The following is a 16280-nucleotide window of genomic DNA, read 5'->3' on the forward strand; positions in this document are numbered from 1 at the left end:
CCTATCAAAAGTGTTTTTCATCCGGGGTAACAATCGACCGATTCATCGCTGTAACCCGTTGGAATACGGCGATAGACTAGGCTTCGCGAGGCTTTTCGACCATTTCGTTTTTCCAGCAATTTTGATAAGTGTTACTTATGGATTTCCGCCAACTGCGTTATTTCGTCGCGGTGTACGAAGAAGGCCACGTAGGCCGTGCCGCCGAGCGCCTGTCGCTTTCACAGCCGGCGCTCTCTCAGCAGATCCGCCAGCTGGAACACAGCCTCGACCTGAGCCTGTTCGAGCGCAGCAACAAGCGCCTGCTGCCCACCCTGGCTGCCCATACCTTGTACAACCACGCCTTGCCATTGCTCGATGGACTGCAGCGCGCCCACGAGGCCATGCGTAACTTCAAGGGCCAGTCTCTGCGCACTCTGGCTATCGGCGTGCTGCAGACCGTGCGGCCAAGCCTGGTGCCGCAGTTGCTCGAACGGCTGCGCAAGGCACAGCCGCACCTTGTGGTGCAGATCTACGAGTTGTCGGGGCTGGAGATCGAACGCCGGCTGCTCAACGGCAGCCTGGATATCGGCATCAGCTACCTGCCTCCGCGCCAGCCCGGGCTGCATGGCCTGTTGCTGTATGAAGATGAGCTACAGCTGGTGATCCCCGATACCCACCCGCTGAAAGATTTCAAGAAGGTGTCCATCCGCCAGGCCGCCGAGTTACCCATGCTGATGCTGGGCGAGGAGTACCAGATCCGCCAGATCTGGCAGGCGCAGCTGGCCAGCCAGGGCCGACGGCCACACGTGCAGGCAGAGATGAACAACATGGCGGGGATTCTCGACAGCCTCGCGCACACGGCACTGGCTACCATTCTGCCAGGCCGGGCCAAGGAGGCCGCCGAGGACGATCAGGGCCTGCTGTGGAAGCCGTTAAGCGAGCCGCGGGTACCGCTGAAGGTTGGCCTGGTGTTCCGCGATGCCCAGCGCCAGCAGGCCTCAGTGGAGCTGCTGCGCACGCTGCTGGAAGAGGAAACGGACGCCCGCCTGCTGGGGGCATCGCCGCTGGATGTGCTGGCCTGAAAAACACGCGCACAAAGAAAACCCCGCCGAAGCGGGGTTTTCCAGACTGTTTCCCTGTGACATCCGTATCACCCCGCCATCCTGGCAGGTGGTCCTTCGTCGTCTTCCTTGATCTGTCCTTTGCGCTTCCTGCGCAACGTCCATGTGAGAAAGATTACCCGTGGATCCAATCTGAGAACAGTGGTGAAAAGTCACCACGTCGTGTAGGAAAAAGCTTACAAAGGGGAGGCATTCGCATATACACCGCGAATGGGGGGCCGCCCTGCGGCCCCAAAATTCCTCAGAACTGCTCAGCATCCAGCAGGTAAAGCGACTCACTTCCCGCCTTCACCGAAGCCACCAGCGAATCTACCCGCGGCAGCAACCGCGCAAAGTAGAACCGCGCCGTCCCCAGCTTGCCCGAGTAGAACGCCTCGTCCCCCTCACCCGCCTTGGCCGCCCGCGCCATCAGCGCCCACATGTAGGCATAGGCCACATAACCAAAGGCATGCAGGTACTCGACCGACGCCGCACCGATTTCATTCGGGTTGCCCTTGGCTTGTTCCAGCACCCATTCGGTCAGCCCGTCGAGCTGGTCGAGGCTGGCCGCCAACGGCTTGGCAAATTCGCTCAACTCGCCACTTGCGCTGGCAATGAACTGGCGAATCTCGTCGGAGAACAACCGGTAGTAAGCCCCACCACTGGCCACTACCTTGCGCCCCATCAGGTCGAGGGCCTGAATGCCGTTGGTGCCTTCGTAAATTTGCGTAATGCGCACGTCGCGCACCAGCTGCTCCTGCCCCCACTCGCGGATATAACCATGCCCACCGAATACCTGCTGGCCGTGCACCGTGCTCTCCAGCCCCAGGTCGGTCAGGAACGCCTTGGCCACCGGCGTCAACAGCGCCACCAGCTCTTCACTACGCTTGCGCACGACGGCATCTTCGCTGTACTTGGCACTGTCCAGCTGCATGGCTACATAGGTGGAAAAGGCGCGGCCACCCTCGATCTGCGCCTTCATGGTCAGCAGCATGCGGCGCACGTCCGGGTGGACGATGATCGGGTCGGCGGCCTTGTCTTTGGCTTGTGGGCCGGTCGGGGCGCGGCTCTGCTGGCGGTCGCGGGCGTATTCCACGGCGTTCTGGTAAGAGCGTTCGGCAGACGCCAGGCCCTGGATACCAACGCCCAGGCGCTCGTAGTTCATCATGGTGAACATGGCTGCCAGGCCCTTGTTCGGCTCGCCCACTATGTAGCCGACTGCCTCATCGAAGTTCATCACACAGGTCGCCGAGGCCTGGATGCCCATCTTGTGCTCAATCGAGCCGCAAGTCGCCGGGTTGCGCGCGCCCAGGCTACCGTCTTCGTTGACCAGGAACTTTGGCACCAGGAACAGCGAAATGCCTTTCGCCCCCGCCGGGGCATCCGGCAGCTTGGCCAGCACCAGGTGGATGATGTTTTCGGTCAGGTCGTGCTCGCCACCGGTGATGAAAATCTTGGTGCCGCTGACCTTGTAGCTGCCATCAGCCTGGGGTTCGGCCTTGGTCCGGATGATGCCCAGGTCGGTACCGGCATGCGGCTCGGTCAGGCACATGGAACCCGCCCACACACCGGCGTACATGTTCGGCAGGTACTTCTCCTTTAGTGCCTCGCTGGCGTGGGCATTGATCGACAGGCAGGCGCCGGCGGTCAACATCGGGTACAGGCCAAACGCCAGGCTGGAGGCATTGACCATTTCCTCGACCTGGGCCGAGATGGCCTTGGGCATGCCCATGCCGCCAAACACCGGGTCGCCGCCCACGCCTACCCAGCCGCCTTCGGCATAGGTGTTGTAGGCCTCGATGAAACCGGCCGGTGTACGCACCGCACCGTTGTCCCAGTGGCAGCCTTCTTCGTCGGCGGCGCGGCTGAGCGGCGCGATGGTCTTGGCGGTGACTTTGCCGGCTTCTTCCAGCACGGCCATGGCCGTCTCGGCATCGACTACCTCAGCCAGCCCGGGCAACTGCGCCCACTGCTCGGCCACATTGAAGACTTCATTCAGTACGAAGCGCATGTCGCGCAGGGGCGCTTTATAGTCAGCCATGACAACCTCTCGCTAGTCGGGTCGGGGCGGTCTCAGGGAACCGCGACACTGGGGTTAATGGCAGTGTAACCGAACAACTTTTACGAGACATAGGGTCATCACCTGACCATGTAGTCTTGTTCGGTCACGCCATCCGCACTGCTCCTCGCTGCGATTGTTGCCCATGCACCATGACACAATTGCGCCCCGCGCTTTTGGCGCTATACAGCGCCTGGTCAGCAGATTTCAGCACCGCCTCGGGGTTTCGGTGGTCAACCTGGCGCTCGGCCACGCCGATGCTGATGGTGACCGACACCGTTCCGCCGCCGCTGCCCGCCCGTCGCTGGCGCCCGCTTGTGTCGTCCTGCGGGCGGCTGCTCTGGTCGCGCAGGTGCATGACATAGTTGGCGATCACTTCTCGCACCGCCTCTACGTGGGGCACACATTCCTCGGCTGTCTTGCCGGCGAACACCAGGGCGAACTCCTCACCGCCATAGCGATACGCGCGGCCACCGCCGGTCACCTTGGACAAGCGGCTGGCGACCAGGCGCAACACCTGGTCGCCCACATCGTGCCCGTGGGTATCGTTGAATTTCTTGAAATGGTCGACATCGGTCATCGCGATCACATAATTGCGCCCCAGGCGCTGCATGCGCTCGTTCAGCGCGCGGCGCCCGGGCAGGCCGGTCAACTCGTCACGGAAGGCCATCTGGTAGGCCTCGTGCGCCACCGCGGCAGCGATCATCAGCATCACCTGGCTGCACATGATGTTCAGGGTGAACGGCAGAATGAACGTTTGCGGCAGCATCCAGAAAATGCCCAGCAAGCCTGTTATCAACGCGGCGTGCAGCGGCCGTGGTGCGCGCAGGTATTGCACCACCAGCAGGATGAACACGCCCATGAACAAGGGGTAGACCATCTGGATCAGGCTCATCCACTGGCCATGCAAGGCTGGCCAGCGGATTTCCGCCAGCCAGCTCAGCAACGCCTCGGGGTAGCTTTGTTCGAGGGCTACCGCCACGCTGCCCACCGCGAACAACACAGCGCCGCGGGCGACCATGTCCTGCAGCAGGTGGGTGCGTTCCTGCCAGGCGCCGTACAGCCCGAACAGGGCGGGCAGCAGCAGGCATACCAGGTGGAAGATCACTGCCGCGTCCTCGCGCACGCGGCCATGGTCACGATAGAAGTCGGTCTGGGTGTCGAGCAGGTAGTAGGCGATGTACACCGTGAGCATCATGAACAGCTCACGCTGACGACGGTACACCGCGCAGTAGGCGCCGCCCAGCAACAGGACCAGGGTGGGCAGAACATTGAACAGCGATGTGAAGAAGACACTGAGGTCTCTCACATAGGCTGCGGCGAGCCCTGCCAGCAACAGGAACAGCGAAGGCAGGAAGTGGCTTGCGCGAACAGCATTAAGACGAAACAAGGGTAATCTCCAACCCGGCAGATCAATAGTGGCATTGTGCCCTTACTTCATCGGCAGTGCACATGAACAGTTGAGTGTGGGCTGGATTCAGAATGTAAAAACCCGCCTGCCGGTGAAGGCAGGCGGGTTTGGCTACAGCGGGTGGATCAGTACGACAGGCCGAAGTGCTCTTCGTCCATCGCCATCAGGTTGTTGGCACCCGACAGCATGGTCACCACATGGGTACGGGTGCGCGGCAGGATGCGCTGGAAGTAGAAGCGCGCAGTCTGCAGCTTGGCGGTGTAGAACGCCTCTTCGCTGGTGCCGGCGGCCAGTTTTTCGGCCGCCAGGCGGGCGATGTCGGCCCAGAAGTAGGCCAGGCAGGCGTAGCCGGAGTACATCAGGTAATCGACCGAGGCTGCACCGACTTCCTCACGGTCCTTCATGGCGGCCATGCCCACTTTCATGGTCAGCTCGCCCCACTCTTTGTTGATCGCCGCCAGTGGTTCGACGAATTCCTTGAGCGTTTCGTTACCTTCCTGCGCCTGGCAGAACTTGTGCACGATCTTGGTGAAGCCCTTCAGTGCTTCGCCCTGGGTCATCAGCACTTTACGGCCAAGCAGGTCTAGGGCCTGAATCCCGGTGGTGCCTTCGTACAGCATGGAGATACGGCTGTCGCGCACGTTCTGCTCCATGCCCCACTCGGCGATGAAGCCGTGGCCACCGTAAATCTGCACACCGTGGTTGGCGGCCTCGAAGCCGACTTCGGTCATGAACGCCTTGGCGATCGGGGTCAGGAACGCCAGCAGGGCGTCGGCTTTCTTGCGTTCTTCTTCGTCCTGGCTGTACTTGACGATGTCCACCTGCTTGGCAGTGAAGTACACCATCGCGCGGTTACCTTCAGCGAAGGCCTTCATGGTCAGCAGCATGCGACGCACGTCCGGGTGGACGATGATCGGGTCAGCGGCCTTGTCCGGTGCTTTCGGGCCAGTCAAAGAACGCATCTGCAGACGCTCGCGGGCGTACTTCAGGCCACCCTGGAAGCCAACTTCGGCGTGGGCCAGGCCCTGCAGCGCGGTGCCCAGGCGAGCAGTGTTCATGAAGGTGAACATGCAGTTCAGGCCTTTGTTGGCCGGGCCGATCAGGTAGCCGGTAGCGGCGTCGAAGTTCATCACGCAGGTGGCGTTACCATGGATGCCCATCTTGTGCTCAAGGGAGCCGCAGCTCACACCATTGCGCTCACCCACACCGCCTTCGGCGTTGGGCAGGAACTTCGGCACGATGAACAGCGAAATACCCTTGGTACCGGCCGGTGCATCCGGCAGGCGGGCCAGGACGATATGGACGATGTTGTCGGCCATGTCGTGCTCACCGGCCGAGATGAAAATCTTGGTGCCCGACACTTTGTAGCTGCCGTCAGCCTGTGGTTCGGCCTTGGTACGCAGCATGCCCAGGTCGGTGCCGCAGTGCGGCTCGGTCAGGCACATGGTGCCGGTCCACTCGCCGGACACCAGCTTGGTCAGGTAGGTGTGTTGCTGCTCGGCAGTACCGTGCGCAGAGATAGTGTTCATCGCGCCGTGCGACAGGCCTGGGTACATACCCCACGACCAGTTCGAGCCGCCGACCATTTCGCTCAGGGCCAGGCCCAGCGACTCCGGCAAGCCTTGGCCACCGTGCTCGACGTCATGTGCCAGGCTTGGCCAGCCGCCTTCGACGAACTGCTGATATGCCTCTTTGAAACCGGTCGGGGTTTTTACGCCCGACTCGCTCCAGGTGCAGCCTTCCTGGTCACCCACGCGGTTCAGCGGAGAGAGCACCTGCTCACAGAACTTCGCACCTTCTTCAAGGATCGCGTCGACCATGTCGGGCGTGGCGTCCTGGCAGCCCGGCAGGCTCTGATAGTGCGCCTCATAGCCAAGCAGCTCGTCGCGAACGAAGCGGATATCACGCAAGGGGGCTTTGTAATCAGGCATTGCGATGAACCTCTGGGTCAGTTCTGTGGGGGTGACCAGCTCTTGGCGGCCGTCTATCAAACAGTTGTTTGAAACTTACGTTTAGCTCCGGCTTATGTCAAGGAGGGACTATGGTGCCATTTACGCCACGAAAAATGGCGTTTACGCCAAACCCGAAAAATACCATTCCTCTGCGGGAGCGGGCATGCCCGCGAATAGGCCAGACCAGGCAATAGAGGTGCCTGACCTGACGCATTCGCGGGCATGCCCGCTCCCACAGGGGATATGTGTGTGTAATTCGAGTAGGCGCCCGATCAGGCGTAGGTGTCGATGATCCGACCGAGCATTTCGTCGGAAGCCTTGACGACTTTTGCGCCAATCTCGACTTCAGTCTTGCCCACCGCCTGTTGCACGACGCTGGTGGCCAGGTCCATCTGCTGGCTGCGGTCGACCGCGCGCAGGCGTTCCGCCTGAAAATCGCTGGACTGGCTGGTGGCGGTACGTTCGGCGCTGGTATTGGCGATCTGGCCGGCGGCCTGATCGACGCGGTTCTGGCCGGTTTGGATTGCGCTCAGGCCCGCGTAATACGCGGAGCTACCGGTGATTTCCATGTCAGGACTCCATTGACGCTGGATAACGAACAGCCCTAATTAAAGCAGGCTGGACGCAAAAAGGCCCGTTTAAATCCCTAATGGCATGGTGCCATTCGATAGGCCTTGGGTATTCCTGCACCGGCCTCTTCGCGGGCTTGCCCGCTCCCACAGGGACCGCACGGCTCCTGAGAACTGCACAATACCCGCGAAGAGGCCCGGCCTGGAAAAGGCTAGTCCAGCAAATCCAGCTGCAGATGCTCAGCCACCATGTCGGCACTGGCCAGCTTCAGCTTGGGCACCCGCCCCAGGCAAGGCGCCGGCAAACGCTCGGCAAGGCTGGCCAGGTTCTCTTCCAGCCGCGAGGTCCGCGGCTCGATGATGTTCGCCACCCACCCCGCCAACTGCAAACCGTCACGTTCGATCGCCTCGGCGCTGAGCAAAGCATGGCTGATACAGCCCAGCCGTACGCCTACCACCAGAATCACCGGTAGGTGCAAGGCAACGGCAAGGTCAGACAGGTTCTCCAGCCCCGACAACGGCACACGCCAGCCACCGGCCCCCTCTACCAAAGTGAAGTCGGCATTTTGTTGCAACACGTTGCGCATCGCCGCCAGCAACTCCGGTACCGCCAGCGTCACCCCCGCTTCGCGAGCCGCCACATGCGGGGCAATCGCAGGCTCGAAGGCAAACGGGTTGACCTGCTCGTAGGGCAACTTGATCGTGCTTTCGTCAATCAGCGCCTGGGCATCGCTGTTGCGCAACCCTTTAGCCGTCATCGTGCAACCCGAGGCTACCGGCTTGGCACCCAACGTGCTCATGCCCTGCAAGCGCGCCGCATGCAAAAGCCCGGCGGCGATGGTGGTCTTGCCGACATCGGTATCGGTACCGGCAATGAAATAGGCCTGGCTCATCTCGCTCCCCTTACGCCTGTGGCTTGCGCAACACACCATAGACCACCTGATAGGTGGCTGGCAGCCCCTCGGGCTGGCGAAATGCTTCGTAGGCCTGCAACAGGCCCTGCATGCGAGCCCGGCCGGTAAGGCCTGAGGGGCGACCCGGGTTGAGGTTGTGTGCGCCCAGCGCCTTCAGTTCATGGGTCAGGCTGCGCACATCCGGGTAGTGCAGCACATGCGGGCAGCGCTGCAAACCAAGTTGTTCAAGGCCGCTATCGGCACACAGGCGCTGGTAATCCTCAAACCGGCGGAAGCGGTTCACATGCACCAGGCCATCCACCGCCTGCCAGCTGGCGCGCAGTTCATCGAGGGTGCCCACACACAGGCTGCTGAAGGCCAGCACACCACCTGGACGCAGCACGCGCAGGGCTTCTGCCAACACACTGGCGAACTGGTCGCACCATTGCACCGCCAGGCTGGTGAACACCAGATCGACGCTTGCATCACGCAGCGGCAAGCGTTCGGCGTCGCCGGCCACGTGATACTGCGCCCCGCCCTGTTCATGGCGGGCATGGCGCAGCATGCCTTCGGCGATATCCACCGCCACGCCGCTGGCGTGCGCAAAACGCTCGGCCAGTATGCGGCTGAAATGGCCGGTCCCGCTGCCCAGGTCCAGCCATTGCGAAGGCTGCAAGCCTGCCGGCAACTGCTCCAGCAGGTTCAAACCTACAGCGCGCTGCAACGCCGCCACGCTGTCGTAGCTGGCCGCAGCGCGGGAGAACGAGGCCGCCACCTGGCGTTTGTCGGGCAGCGCGCCTGGGGTCGGACGGGATAGGTCAGTCATCGCCACTCTCATGCAGGAAACTCTTGATGCCCGCCGCCAGTTCCTGCGGGTACTCCAGCAGGAACGCGTGGGAACTGTCTTCGACCAGGCCCACTTCCACATCGGGCAGCAGCTCGCTCAGCGCCTTTGCTGCCTCTGCCGGCACCAGCGCATCGCTGCCGGCGAACAGGTGCAACTGCGGGCCGCCATAGGCCTGTAGCGCTTCACGGGTATCCAGCTTGGCCAGCACTTCCAGGCCGGTGGCCAAGTACAGCGGGTCGGTATCCGGCACGCCGACACCCAGCTGACGTAACAGCGTGCGGGGCTGCAGGGCGCCATCACTGCACAAGGTACGGAAGCGCTTGAGGGTGACCTGGGCATGGCTGCGGCAGCCGTCGAGGAAGGTGCCGAAGGTGTCTTCGGCCATGCCGTGGGGCCAGTCCGGGCGCGCCACGAAACTGGGGTTGCTGGCCAGGGTCAGCAGGCCGCAGCAGTGGTCGCCGCGTTTATGCGCCAGCGCACTGGCCAACATCCCGCCAAGCGACCAGCCACCCAGCCAGACATCGCTCGGCAGCTTGCGGTCGAGGTGGTCGAGCCAAGCCTGCACATCACTGTCGGGCAGCTCCGGCAAGGGCATCAGCTCAACGTGCAAACGGGCATCCTGGGCGCGCAGGCTGGCCGCCAGCGGCTCCAGAGAAGCAGTGCCCAGGCCCCAGCCGGGCAGCAGTACAAGGCGATTACGCATCGGCGGTCTCCAACTGTGGATAACACTCGGCCAATGCATTCAACAATAGCTGCACCTGCGCCTCGCTGTGCGCGGCACTCAGTGTAACCCGCAGGCGGGCGCTGCCAGCCGGTACGGTGGGCGGGCGGATTGCCGTCACCAGCAAGCCGCGTTCGCGCAACATGCGCGACAGGCGCATGGCCTGCGCACTGTCGCCGATCACGATGGGCTGGATAGGGGTCGGGCTGTCCATCAGCTCTAGTCCGATCTGCTGCGCACCTTCGCGGAACTGGCGAATCAACGCTGCCAGATGCTCGCGGCGCCAGGTTTCGCGGCGCAACAACCCCAGGCTCTTGAGCGTGGCACAGGCCAGTGCCGGTGGCTGGCTGGTGGTGTAGATGTAGGGGCGGGCGAACTGCACCAGCGCCTCGATCAGCTCTTCGCTGCCCGCCACGAATGCACCTGCGGTACCGCAACCTTTGCCCAGCGTGCCGATCAGCACCGGCACGTCATCTACGCCCAGCCCGAAGTGCTCGACGATGCCACCGCCCTGAGCGCCGAGGGTGCCCAGCCCATGGGCATCGTCAACCATCAGCCAGGCGCCGCGGGCGCGGGCGACATCGGCCAGCGCCGGCAGGTCGGCGAGGTCGCCGTCCATGCTGAACACGCCATCGGTCACCACCAGGGTATTGCCGACAGCCTTGTCCAGGCGGCTGGCCAGGCTGGCCGGGTCGTTGTGCAGGTAGCGGTTGAAACGGGCACCACTGAGCAACCCGCCATCCAGCAGCGAGGCGTGGTTCAAGCGGTCTTGCAGCACTGTGTCGCCCTGCCCCACCAGCGCGGTGATGGCGCCGAGGTTGGCCATGTAGCCGGTGGAGAACAGCAGCGCGCGCGGGCGCCCGGTGAGTTCGGCCAGCACCTCTTCAACCTGGTGGTGCGGCGTACTGTGGCCGACCACCAGGTGCGAGGCACCGCCACCGACACCCCAGCGCTCGGCGCCAGCCTGCCAGGCGGCAATCACCTCAGGGTGATTGGCCAGGCCCAGGTAGTCATTGCTGCAGAAGGCCAGCAAACGCTGGCCGTCGACCACCACTTCCGGCCCTTGCGGGCTTTCCAGCAGTGGCCGCTGCCGATACAGGTCTGCGGCGCGCCGTTCGGCCAGGCGCGCCGCCAGGTCGAAGGCCATGTCAGGCCGATGCAGCGTTGTAGAACATCTCGCTGCTGCGCTGTTCGACCAACGCCTGCTCGATGGCCGCCTGATGCACTTCGTCGGCGTGTTCTTCACGCGCTTCGGGCTTGATGCCCAGGCGTGCGAACAGTTGCATGTCCTTGTCGGCCTGCGGGTTGGCGGTGGTCAGCAGTTTTTCGCCATAGAAGATCGAGTTGGCGCCCGCCATGAAGGCCAGAGCCTGCATCTGTTCGTTCATCTGCTCGCGGCCGGCAGACAGACGCACGTGCGACTTGGGCATCAGCAGGCGGGCCACGGCCAGCATGCGGATGAAATCGAACGGGTCAACGTCCTCTTCCTCGGCCAGCGGCGTACCAGCCACCTTGACCAGCATGTTGATCGGCACCGACTCCGGGTGCTCGGGCAGGTTGGCCAGCTGGATCAACAGGCCCGCGCGATCGTCCAGCGACTCGCCCATGCCCAGGATGCCGCCCGAGCAGATCTTCATCCCGGCATCACGCACGTAGGCCAGGGTCTGCAGGCGCTCGCTGTAGGTGCGGGTGGTGATGATGCTGCCGTAGAACTCCGGCGAGGTGTCGAGGTTGTGGTTGTAATAGTCCAGGCCAGCCTGGGCCAAGGCCTTGGTCTGGTCCTCGTCGAGCTTGCCGAGGGTCATGCAGGTTTCAAGGCCCATGGCTTTCACGCCTTTGACCATCTCCAGCACGTAGGGCATGTCTTTGGCCGACGGGTGTTTCCAGGCCGCGCCCATGCAGAAGCGGGTAGAGCCGATGGCTTTGGCGCGGGCAGCTTCTTCCAGCACCTTCTGCACCTCCATCAACTTCTGTTTTTCCAGCCCGGTGTTGTAGTGGCCGGACTGTGGACAATATTTGCAATCTTCCGGGCAGGCGCCGGTCTTGATCGACAGCAGGGTCGAAACCTGCACCCGGTTAGGGTCGAAATGCGCGCGGTGCACAGTCTGCGCCTGGAACAGCAAGTCATTGAACGGTTGCTGGAACAGCGCCTTGACCTCGGCCAGGGACCAGTCGTGACGTGTTGTTGCAGTTGTGCTGGCGCTCATCGGCGTTTCCTTGTTTAGGCTGAAGCTGGCGCCGGGACAGGAAAGCCCACAAGCGCATCACGGATACCTCGCATAGTCAGGGAAGGCCTATGAACTGTCAACTTCACTTAAAACGACTGGTTTACAAGCGCTCAATTATTAATCAGTCGTGTTTATTGTGTGATGAAACTGCCCTGCAGCCCTACCCGATGTGCATCGCCTGCGAGCAGGAGCTGCCCTGGCTAGGCGATCAGTGCCTGCGCTGCGCCCTGCCGTTGCCTATGGCTGGCCTGACTTGCGCCCAGTGTTGTCGCCGCTCGCCGCCGTTCGAGCAGGTGATTGCACCCTGGCAATTCGGCTTTCCGGTAGACACGCTGGTCAGCCGCTTCAAGCACAACCGGCAGTGGCCGTTGGGGCGGCTGATGGCCGAGCTGCTGGGGTACGGGCTGCAGCATCGCTTTGCCGAAGGGCTACCCCGGCCTGACCTGCTGTTGCCTGTGCCCTTGGCTGGCGGTCGACTGCGCGATCGCGGGTTCAACCAGGCTGGGATGCTCGGGCGGTGGCTGTCTGCGCAGCTTGGGCTACCTTGCGATGAACGATTGCTGATGCGCACCCGCGACACGCCTGCGCAGCAACGGCTGGATGCCAGGGCAAGGCAGCGCAATTTGCGGCAGGCGTTTGCGATCACGGGCGAACTGACGGGTAAACATGTCGCCATGGTCGATGATGTGTTGACCACCGGTGCCACCGCGCGGGCAATCGCGGAGGTGCTGCGCAAGGCCGGTGCGCGGCGGGTGGATGTGTATTGCCTGGCGCGCACGCCAAAGCCGGGGTATGTATGAAGCTGCAGGCCGCTGCCTCACACTCTACAATTTGCTGCCACTGACATTGACCGGATGCCCATGCCACTGCCCACCCTCCTCACCCAGCACATCGCCCGGCGCCCGCAACGTATCGCGTTGCTGCAGCACATTGCCGAGCAAGGCTCGATCACCCGCGCCGCCAAGGCCGCAGGGATCAGTTACAAAGCTGCCTGGGATGCCATCGACGAGCTCAACAACCTGGCCAGCCAGCCCTTGGTCGAGCGCAGTACGGGCGGGCGTGGCGGTGGCGGTGCGCGCTTGTCGGCGGAAGGCGAGCGAGTGCTGCGCCTGTATCAACGACTGCAGGCGCTGCAGGCGCAAATCCTCGAAGCTGCTGAAGAATCCAGCGATCTCGACTTGCTCGGGAGGCTGATGCTGCGTACCAGCGCGCGTAACCAGTTGCAGGGCCAGGTCAGCGGTTTGCGCCGTGAGGGCCGGTATGACCGCGTAAGCCTGGCCTTGGGCGGCGGGCTGGAAATTGATGCGCTGATCACGCACGACAGTACCGCCCGGCTGGAGCTGACGCTGGGGACGATGGTGGTGGCACTGCTCAAGGCAGGCTGGGTGCGGATACTGGCGGAAGGGGAAGAAGCCGAAGCGGGCAGTAATTGCTTGAGTGCAACGGTGGAAGAAGTATTGGCAGAGGATGACGGGCCCAGCGAGGTCCGGCTGGCGTTGGGCAATGGGCAGACGTTGTGCGCCATTGCCGAGGCGGATTGGCTGGCTGGGCAGCGGGTGATGGATGGCAGTGCGGTGCGGGTGCAGTTTCATCCGTCCTATGTGTTGATCGGCATTCCTGCATAGCCTGGCCGCGCGTTGCGCGGTTCGCGGGCTTGCCCGCTCCCACAGGCACCGCGCCGCCCGTAGCATGTGCACCATACCTGAGGGAGCGGGCAAGCCCGCGAAGAGGCCGGCACAGGCATAACGCGCTACCATGGGCGCCATGCAGCTTACCCCCGGAGTTCCCATGTCCCACCCGTTCGCCACCCTCACCCCCGACCTGGTCCTGGACGCCGTGGAAAGCATCGGCTTTCTCAGCGATGCACGGGTGCTGGCACTGAACAGCTACGAGAACCGCGTCTATCAGGTGGGCATCGAAGACGCTCAGCCGCTGATCGCCAAGTTCTACCGCCCAGGCCGCTGGAGCGATGCGGCCATCCTCGAAGAACACGCCTTCACTGCCGAACTCGCCGACTGTGAAGTGCCGGTAGTAGCGCCAATGCAGCATGATGGCCGTACCTTGTTCGAACACCAGGGCTTCCGCTTCACCCTGTTCCCCCGTCGCGGCGGGCACGCACCTGAGCCGGGCAACCTCGACCAGCTCTACCGCCTGGGCCAGTTGCTCGGCCGCATGCACGCCGTGGGCGCCACACGCCCTTTCGAACACCGCGAAGCGCTGGCTGTGGATAACTTCGGCCATGCTTCGCTGAACACCCTGCTGGAAGGCAACTTCGTACCACGCGAGCTGCTGCCCGCGTATGAGTCCGTGGCACGCGACCTGCTCAAGCGTGTCGAAGACGCCTATGCCCGCACCCCCCACAAGGTGATGCGCCTTCACGGCGACCTCCACCCCGGCAACCTGATGCACCGCGACGAGGTTTATCACGTGGTCGACCTTGACGACTGCCGCATGGGCCCGGCGGTGCAAGACCTGTGGATGATGCTGGCCGGCAGCCGCGAAGAGCGCCTGGGGCAACTGGCCGAACTGATCGACGGCTACAACGAGTTCCACGACTTCGACCCTCGCGAACTGGCGCTGATCGAACCCCTGCGCGCCTTACGCCAACTGCACTACAGCGCCTGGCTGGCACGGCGCTGGGACGATCCGGCGTTCCCGCCCAGCTTCCCCTGGTTCGGCCAGCCACGCTATTGGGGCGACCAGATCCTCGCCCTGCGCGAACAGATGGCAGCCCTGGATGAAGCACCGCTGAAATTGTTCTAGAAGCACGCCTGCCTCTGTCTACAATAGGCGTCGCTTTATTTAGCTACCTAAGCAAGGATTCTGCATGCACGCCGCAAACCCGCGTCGCGGGTACATACTGGGCCTTAGTGCCTACATCATCTGGGGGCTGTTCCCGCTTTACTTCAAGGCGATCCAGAGCGTCCCGGCAGTGGAGATCATTGTCCACCGGATACTCTGGTCGGCACTGTTCGGCTCGTTGCTGCTACTGGTGTGGAAACACCCTGGCTGGTGGCGAGAACTGCGCGACAATCCGCGCCGCCTGGGCATTCTGGCACTGAGCGGGGCGCTGATCGCCGGCAACTGGCTGACCTACGTGTGGTCGGTGAACAACGGCCGCATGCTTGAGGCCAGCCTGGGCTATTACATCAACCCGTTGGTCAACGTGCTGCTGGGCATGCTGATTCTTGGCGAACGCCTTCGCCGCCTACAATGGCTGGCGGTGGGCATGGCTGCCGTGGGCGTGGCCCAGCAGGTGTGGCAAGTGGGCAGCCTGCCGTGGGTATCGTTGGTGCTGGCGCTTAGCTTTGGTTTCTATGGGTTGATCCGCAAGCAGGCGCCGGTGGCGGCACTGCCGGGGCTGGTGGTGGAAACCTGGATGCTGGTGCCGCTGGCCGCTGGGTGGCTGCTGCTTCACCCAGCGGCGATGAGTGCCCAAGGCGCGTTCTATACCAGCAGCGAAGCGCTGTGGCTGATCGCAGCAGGGCCGGTGACGCTGGTACCGCTGGTGTGCTTCAACGCTGCCGCGCGGCATTTGCCATACACCACACTGGGCTTCTTGCAGTACCTGGCACCCACTTTGGTGCTGCTGCAAGCGGTGCTGTTGTTCGATGAGCACCTGTCGCCGAGTACCTTGGTGGCGTTCATGTTCATCTGGGCGGGTTTGGCGATTTACAGCGTCGATGCCTGGTTGAGTTTGCGCAAGCGCAGCTGATTAAAAAATGATCAAAATCATGCAAGCCATGTAAATCATGGCCTGCAGAGACATCTCCATAGGTTATCCACACCCTGATCCCCGTGCTTTGTGCACAAGCCGCTGATTTTTGGGTGTTTTTTGATCAAAGCTCTGGAGGTGGCGGATTGTGTGGCCTGGAGAGGTACGCCCCCAGGTTATCCACAGGGCCTTCCCCGCAATATCGGGATAACCGCTGGGGCCCTTGGCGATCTCGAATCAATCCTCCGCCCGCAACTGCAGCTCCACCATCAAGTCATCCGCCAGGCTCTCCAGCCGCTGTTGCAGCTCATCCAGGGGCAAGGTCAACGGCAGCGCCAGCAACGCATCGGCATGAAACAGCGGCTCACTGCTCATCGGCGCCGGCCGCACTTCTGTGGAAAACCGCTCGACGTTCACCTGCAACTCAGCCAGCAAGCGAGTAATGTCACGCACAATGCCCGGGCGGTCATTACCCACCAGTTCCATGGCAATCGGCTTCCAGGTACAGGACGGCTCGATCCCGCTCTCGGCAATCAACACGCGGATGTCATGGCGCGCCAAACCCTGCAACGACGCCACAAGTTCAGCGTAATTCTCGGCAGGCACCGCCACCCTCAGGATACCGGCAAACTGCCCGGCCATGCGCGACATCCGGCTTTCCAGCCAGTTGCCGCTGTGGTCGGCAATGCACTGGGCAATACGTTCGACCTGGCCGGCCTTGTCAGGGGCAATAACAGTCAGTACAAGATGATCCACAAGCCCTTCCTCGTGTCGGACCGCGCCGGGCGGCAGAAAATCGGGGGATC

15 protein-coding genes are annotated in these 16280 nt (G+C 62.8%); 5 read left to right on the plus strand and 10 right to left on the minus strand.

Going from position 1 to position 16280, the window contains the following annotated elements; genetic code table 11:
• The first annotated feature begins 137 nt into the window (after positions 1-137).
• Complete coding sequence (locus P0Y58_00360; GenBank protein ID WEK30675.1) at positions 138-1061, plus strand: LysR family transcriptional regulator; 924 nt, start codon at positions 138-140, stop codon at positions 1059-1061.
• Positions 1062-1341: 280 nt separating this feature from the next.
• Here P0Y58_00360 and P0Y58_00365 read toward each other — a convergent pair whose 3' ends face one another.
• The 9 genes from P0Y58_00365 to bioB all read right to left on the minus strand — a co-directional run bounded on the left by P0Y58_00365 (position 1342) and on the right by bioB (position 11738).
• A complete protein-coding gene (locus tag P0Y58_00365) occupies positions 1342-3120 on the minus strand; it encodes an acyl-CoA dehydrogenase C-terminal domain-containing protein (protein ID WEK30676.1) in 1779 nt (592 codons plus the stop codon).
• Between the two features lie 124 nt (positions 3121-3244).
• Positions 3245-4528 (minus strand): GGDEF domain-containing protein, encoded by a 1284-nt coding sequence (locus P0Y58_00370; GenBank protein ID WEK30677.1) that lies wholly within the window; start codon positions 4526-4528, stop codon positions 3245-3247.
• Positions 4529-4674: 146 nt separating this feature from the next.
• Complete coding sequence (locus P0Y58_00375) at positions 4675-6480, minus strand: phenylacyl-CoA dehydrogenase (GenBank protein WEK30678.1); 1806 nt, start codon at positions 6478-6480, stop codon at positions 4675-4677.
• A gap of 293 nt (positions 6481-6773) precedes the next feature.
• Entirely contained in the window at positions 6774-7070 is a 297-nt protein-coding gene (locus tag P0Y58_00380; GenBank protein ID WEK30679.1) for a pyrroloquinoline quinone biosynthesis protein PqqE, read from the minus strand.
• A gap of 212 nt (positions 7071-7282) precedes the next feature.
• Complete coding sequence (gene bioD / locus P0Y58_00385) at positions 7283-7963, minus strand: dethiobiotin synthase (protein WEK30680.1); 681 nt, start codon at positions 7961-7963, stop codon at positions 7283-7285.
• Positions 7964-7973: 10 nt separating this feature from the next.
• A complete protein-coding gene (bioC, locus tag P0Y58_00390; GenBank protein ID WEK30681.1) occupies positions 7974-8789 on the minus strand; it encodes a malonyl-ACP O-methyltransferase BioC in 816 nt (271 codons plus the stop codon).
• Entirely contained in the window at positions 8782-9513 is a 732-nt protein-coding gene (locus tag P0Y58_00395) for an alpha/beta fold hydrolase (protein WEK30682.1), read from the minus strand. Before P0Y58_00395 ends, bioC begins: the two co-directional genes overlap by 8 nt.
• The gene (gene bioF / locus P0Y58_00400) at positions 9506-10678 is read right to left on the minus strand and encodes an 8-amino-7-oxononanoate synthase (protein ID WEK30683.1); all 1173 of its coding nucleotides are present in this window, start codon (positions 10676-10678) and stop codon (positions 9506-9508) included. Before bioF ends, P0Y58_00395 begins: the two co-directional genes overlap by 8 nt.
• Position 10679: 1 nt before the next feature.
• Positions 10680-11738 carry a biotin synthase BioB gene (gene bioB / locus P0Y58_00405; GenBank protein WEK30684.1) on the minus strand — a complete coding sequence of 353 codons (1059 nt, stop codon included), beginning with the start codon at positions 11736-11738 and terminating at the stop codon, positions 10680-10682.
• 89 nt (positions 11739-11827) lie between these two features.
• On the opposite strand from bioB, the gene P0Y58_00410 reads away from it, so the two are divergent.
• The 4 genes from P0Y58_00410 to rarD all read left to right on the plus strand — a co-directional run bounded on the left by P0Y58_00410 (position 11828) and on the right by rarD (position 15474).
• On the plus strand, positions 11828-12559 hold the full coding sequence (locus P0Y58_00410; protein ID WEK30685.1) for a ComF family protein: 732 nt from the start codon (positions 11828-11830) through the stop codon (positions 12557-12559).
• Between the two features lie 60 nt (positions 12560-12619).
• The gene (locus P0Y58_00415; GenBank protein WEK30686.1) at positions 12620-13384 is read left to right on the plus strand and encodes a TOBE domain-containing protein; all 765 of its coding nucleotides are present in this window, start codon (positions 12620-12622) and stop codon (positions 13382-13384) included.
• 163 nt (positions 13385-13547) lie between these two features.
• Positions 13548-14522 (plus strand): serine/threonine protein kinase, encoded by a 975-nt coding sequence (locus P0Y58_00420; protein WEK30687.1) that lies wholly within the window; start codon positions 13548-13550, stop codon positions 14520-14522.
• Positions 14523-14586: 64 nt separating this feature from the next.
• Positions 14587-15474: an EamA family transporter RarD gene (gene rarD, locus P0Y58_00425; GenBank protein ID WEK30688.1), complete on the plus strand. Its 888-nt coding sequence runs from the start codon at positions 14587-14589 to the stop codon at positions 15472-15474.
• Positions 15475-15711: 237 nt separating this feature from the next.
• Here rarD and P0Y58_00430 read toward each other — a convergent pair whose 3' ends face one another.
• A complete protein-coding gene (locus tag P0Y58_00430; protein ID WEK30689.1) occupies positions 15712-16230 on the minus strand; it encodes a glycine cleavage system protein R in 519 nt (172 codons plus the stop codon).
• Positions 16231-16280: the final 50 nt, after the last annotated feature.

The sequence above is a fragment of the Candidatus Pseudomonas phytovorans genome, from assembly GCA_029202525.1.
Classification (GTDB): Bacteria; Pseudomonadota; Gammaproteobacteria; order Pseudomonadales; family Pseudomonadaceae; genus Aquipseudomonas; species Aquipseudomonas phytovorans.

What these genes read in the sequence shown, in the direction of transcription:
- P0Y58_00360 (WEK30675.1), top strand. Translation starts at nt 138, where the DNA reads ATGGATTTCCGCCAACTGCGTTATTTCGTCGCGGTGTACGAAGAAGGC.
- P0Y58_00365 (WEK30676.1), bottom strand. Translation starts at nt 3,120, where the DNA reads ATGGCTGACTATAAAGCGCCCCTGCGCGACATGCGCTTCGTACTGAAT.
- P0Y58_00375 (WEK30678.1), bottom strand. Translation starts at nt 6,480, where the DNA reads ATGCCTGATTACAAAGCCCCCTTGCGTGATATCCGCTTCGTTCGCGAC.
- P0Y58_00380 (WEK30679.1), bottom strand. Translation starts at nt 7,070, where the DNA reads ATGGAAATCACCGGTAGCTCCGCGTATTACGCGGGCCTGAGCGCAATC.
- bioD (WEK30680.1), bottom strand. Translation starts at nt 7,963, where the DNA reads ATGAGCCAGGCCTATTTCATTGCCGGTACCGATACCGATGTCGGCAAG.
- bioC (WEK30681.1), bottom strand. Translation starts at nt 8,789, where the DNA reads ATGACTGACCTATCCCGTCCGACCCCAGGCGCGCTGCCCGACAAACGC.
- P0Y58_00395 (WEK30682.1), bottom strand. Translation starts at nt 9,513, where the DNA reads ATGCGTAATCGCCTTGTACTGCTGCCCGGCTGGGGCCTGGGCACTGCT.
- bioF (WEK30683.1), bottom strand. Translation starts at nt 10,678, where the DNA reads ATGGCCTTCGACCTGGCGGCGCGCCTGGCCGAACGGCGCGCCGCAGAC.
- bioB (WEK30684.1), bottom strand. Translation starts at nt 11,738, where the DNA reads ATGAGCGCCAGCACAACTGCAACAACACGTCACGACTGGTCCCTGGCC.
- P0Y58_00410 (WEK30685.1), top strand. Translation starts at nt 11,828, where the DNA reads ATGAACTGTCAACTTCACTTAAAACGACTGGTTTACAAGCGCTCAATT.
- P0Y58_00415 (WEK30686.1), top strand. Translation starts at nt 12,620, where the DNA reads ATGCCACTGCCCACCCTCCTCACCCAGCACATCGCCCGGCGCCCGCAA.
- P0Y58_00420 (WEK30687.1), top strand. Translation starts at nt 13,548, where the DNA reads ATGTCCCACCCGTTCGCCACCCTCACCCCCGACCTGGTCCTGGACGCC.
- rarD (WEK30688.1), top strand. Translation starts at nt 14,587, where the DNA reads ATGCACGCCGCAAACCCGCGTCGCGGGTACATACTGGGCCTTAGTGCC.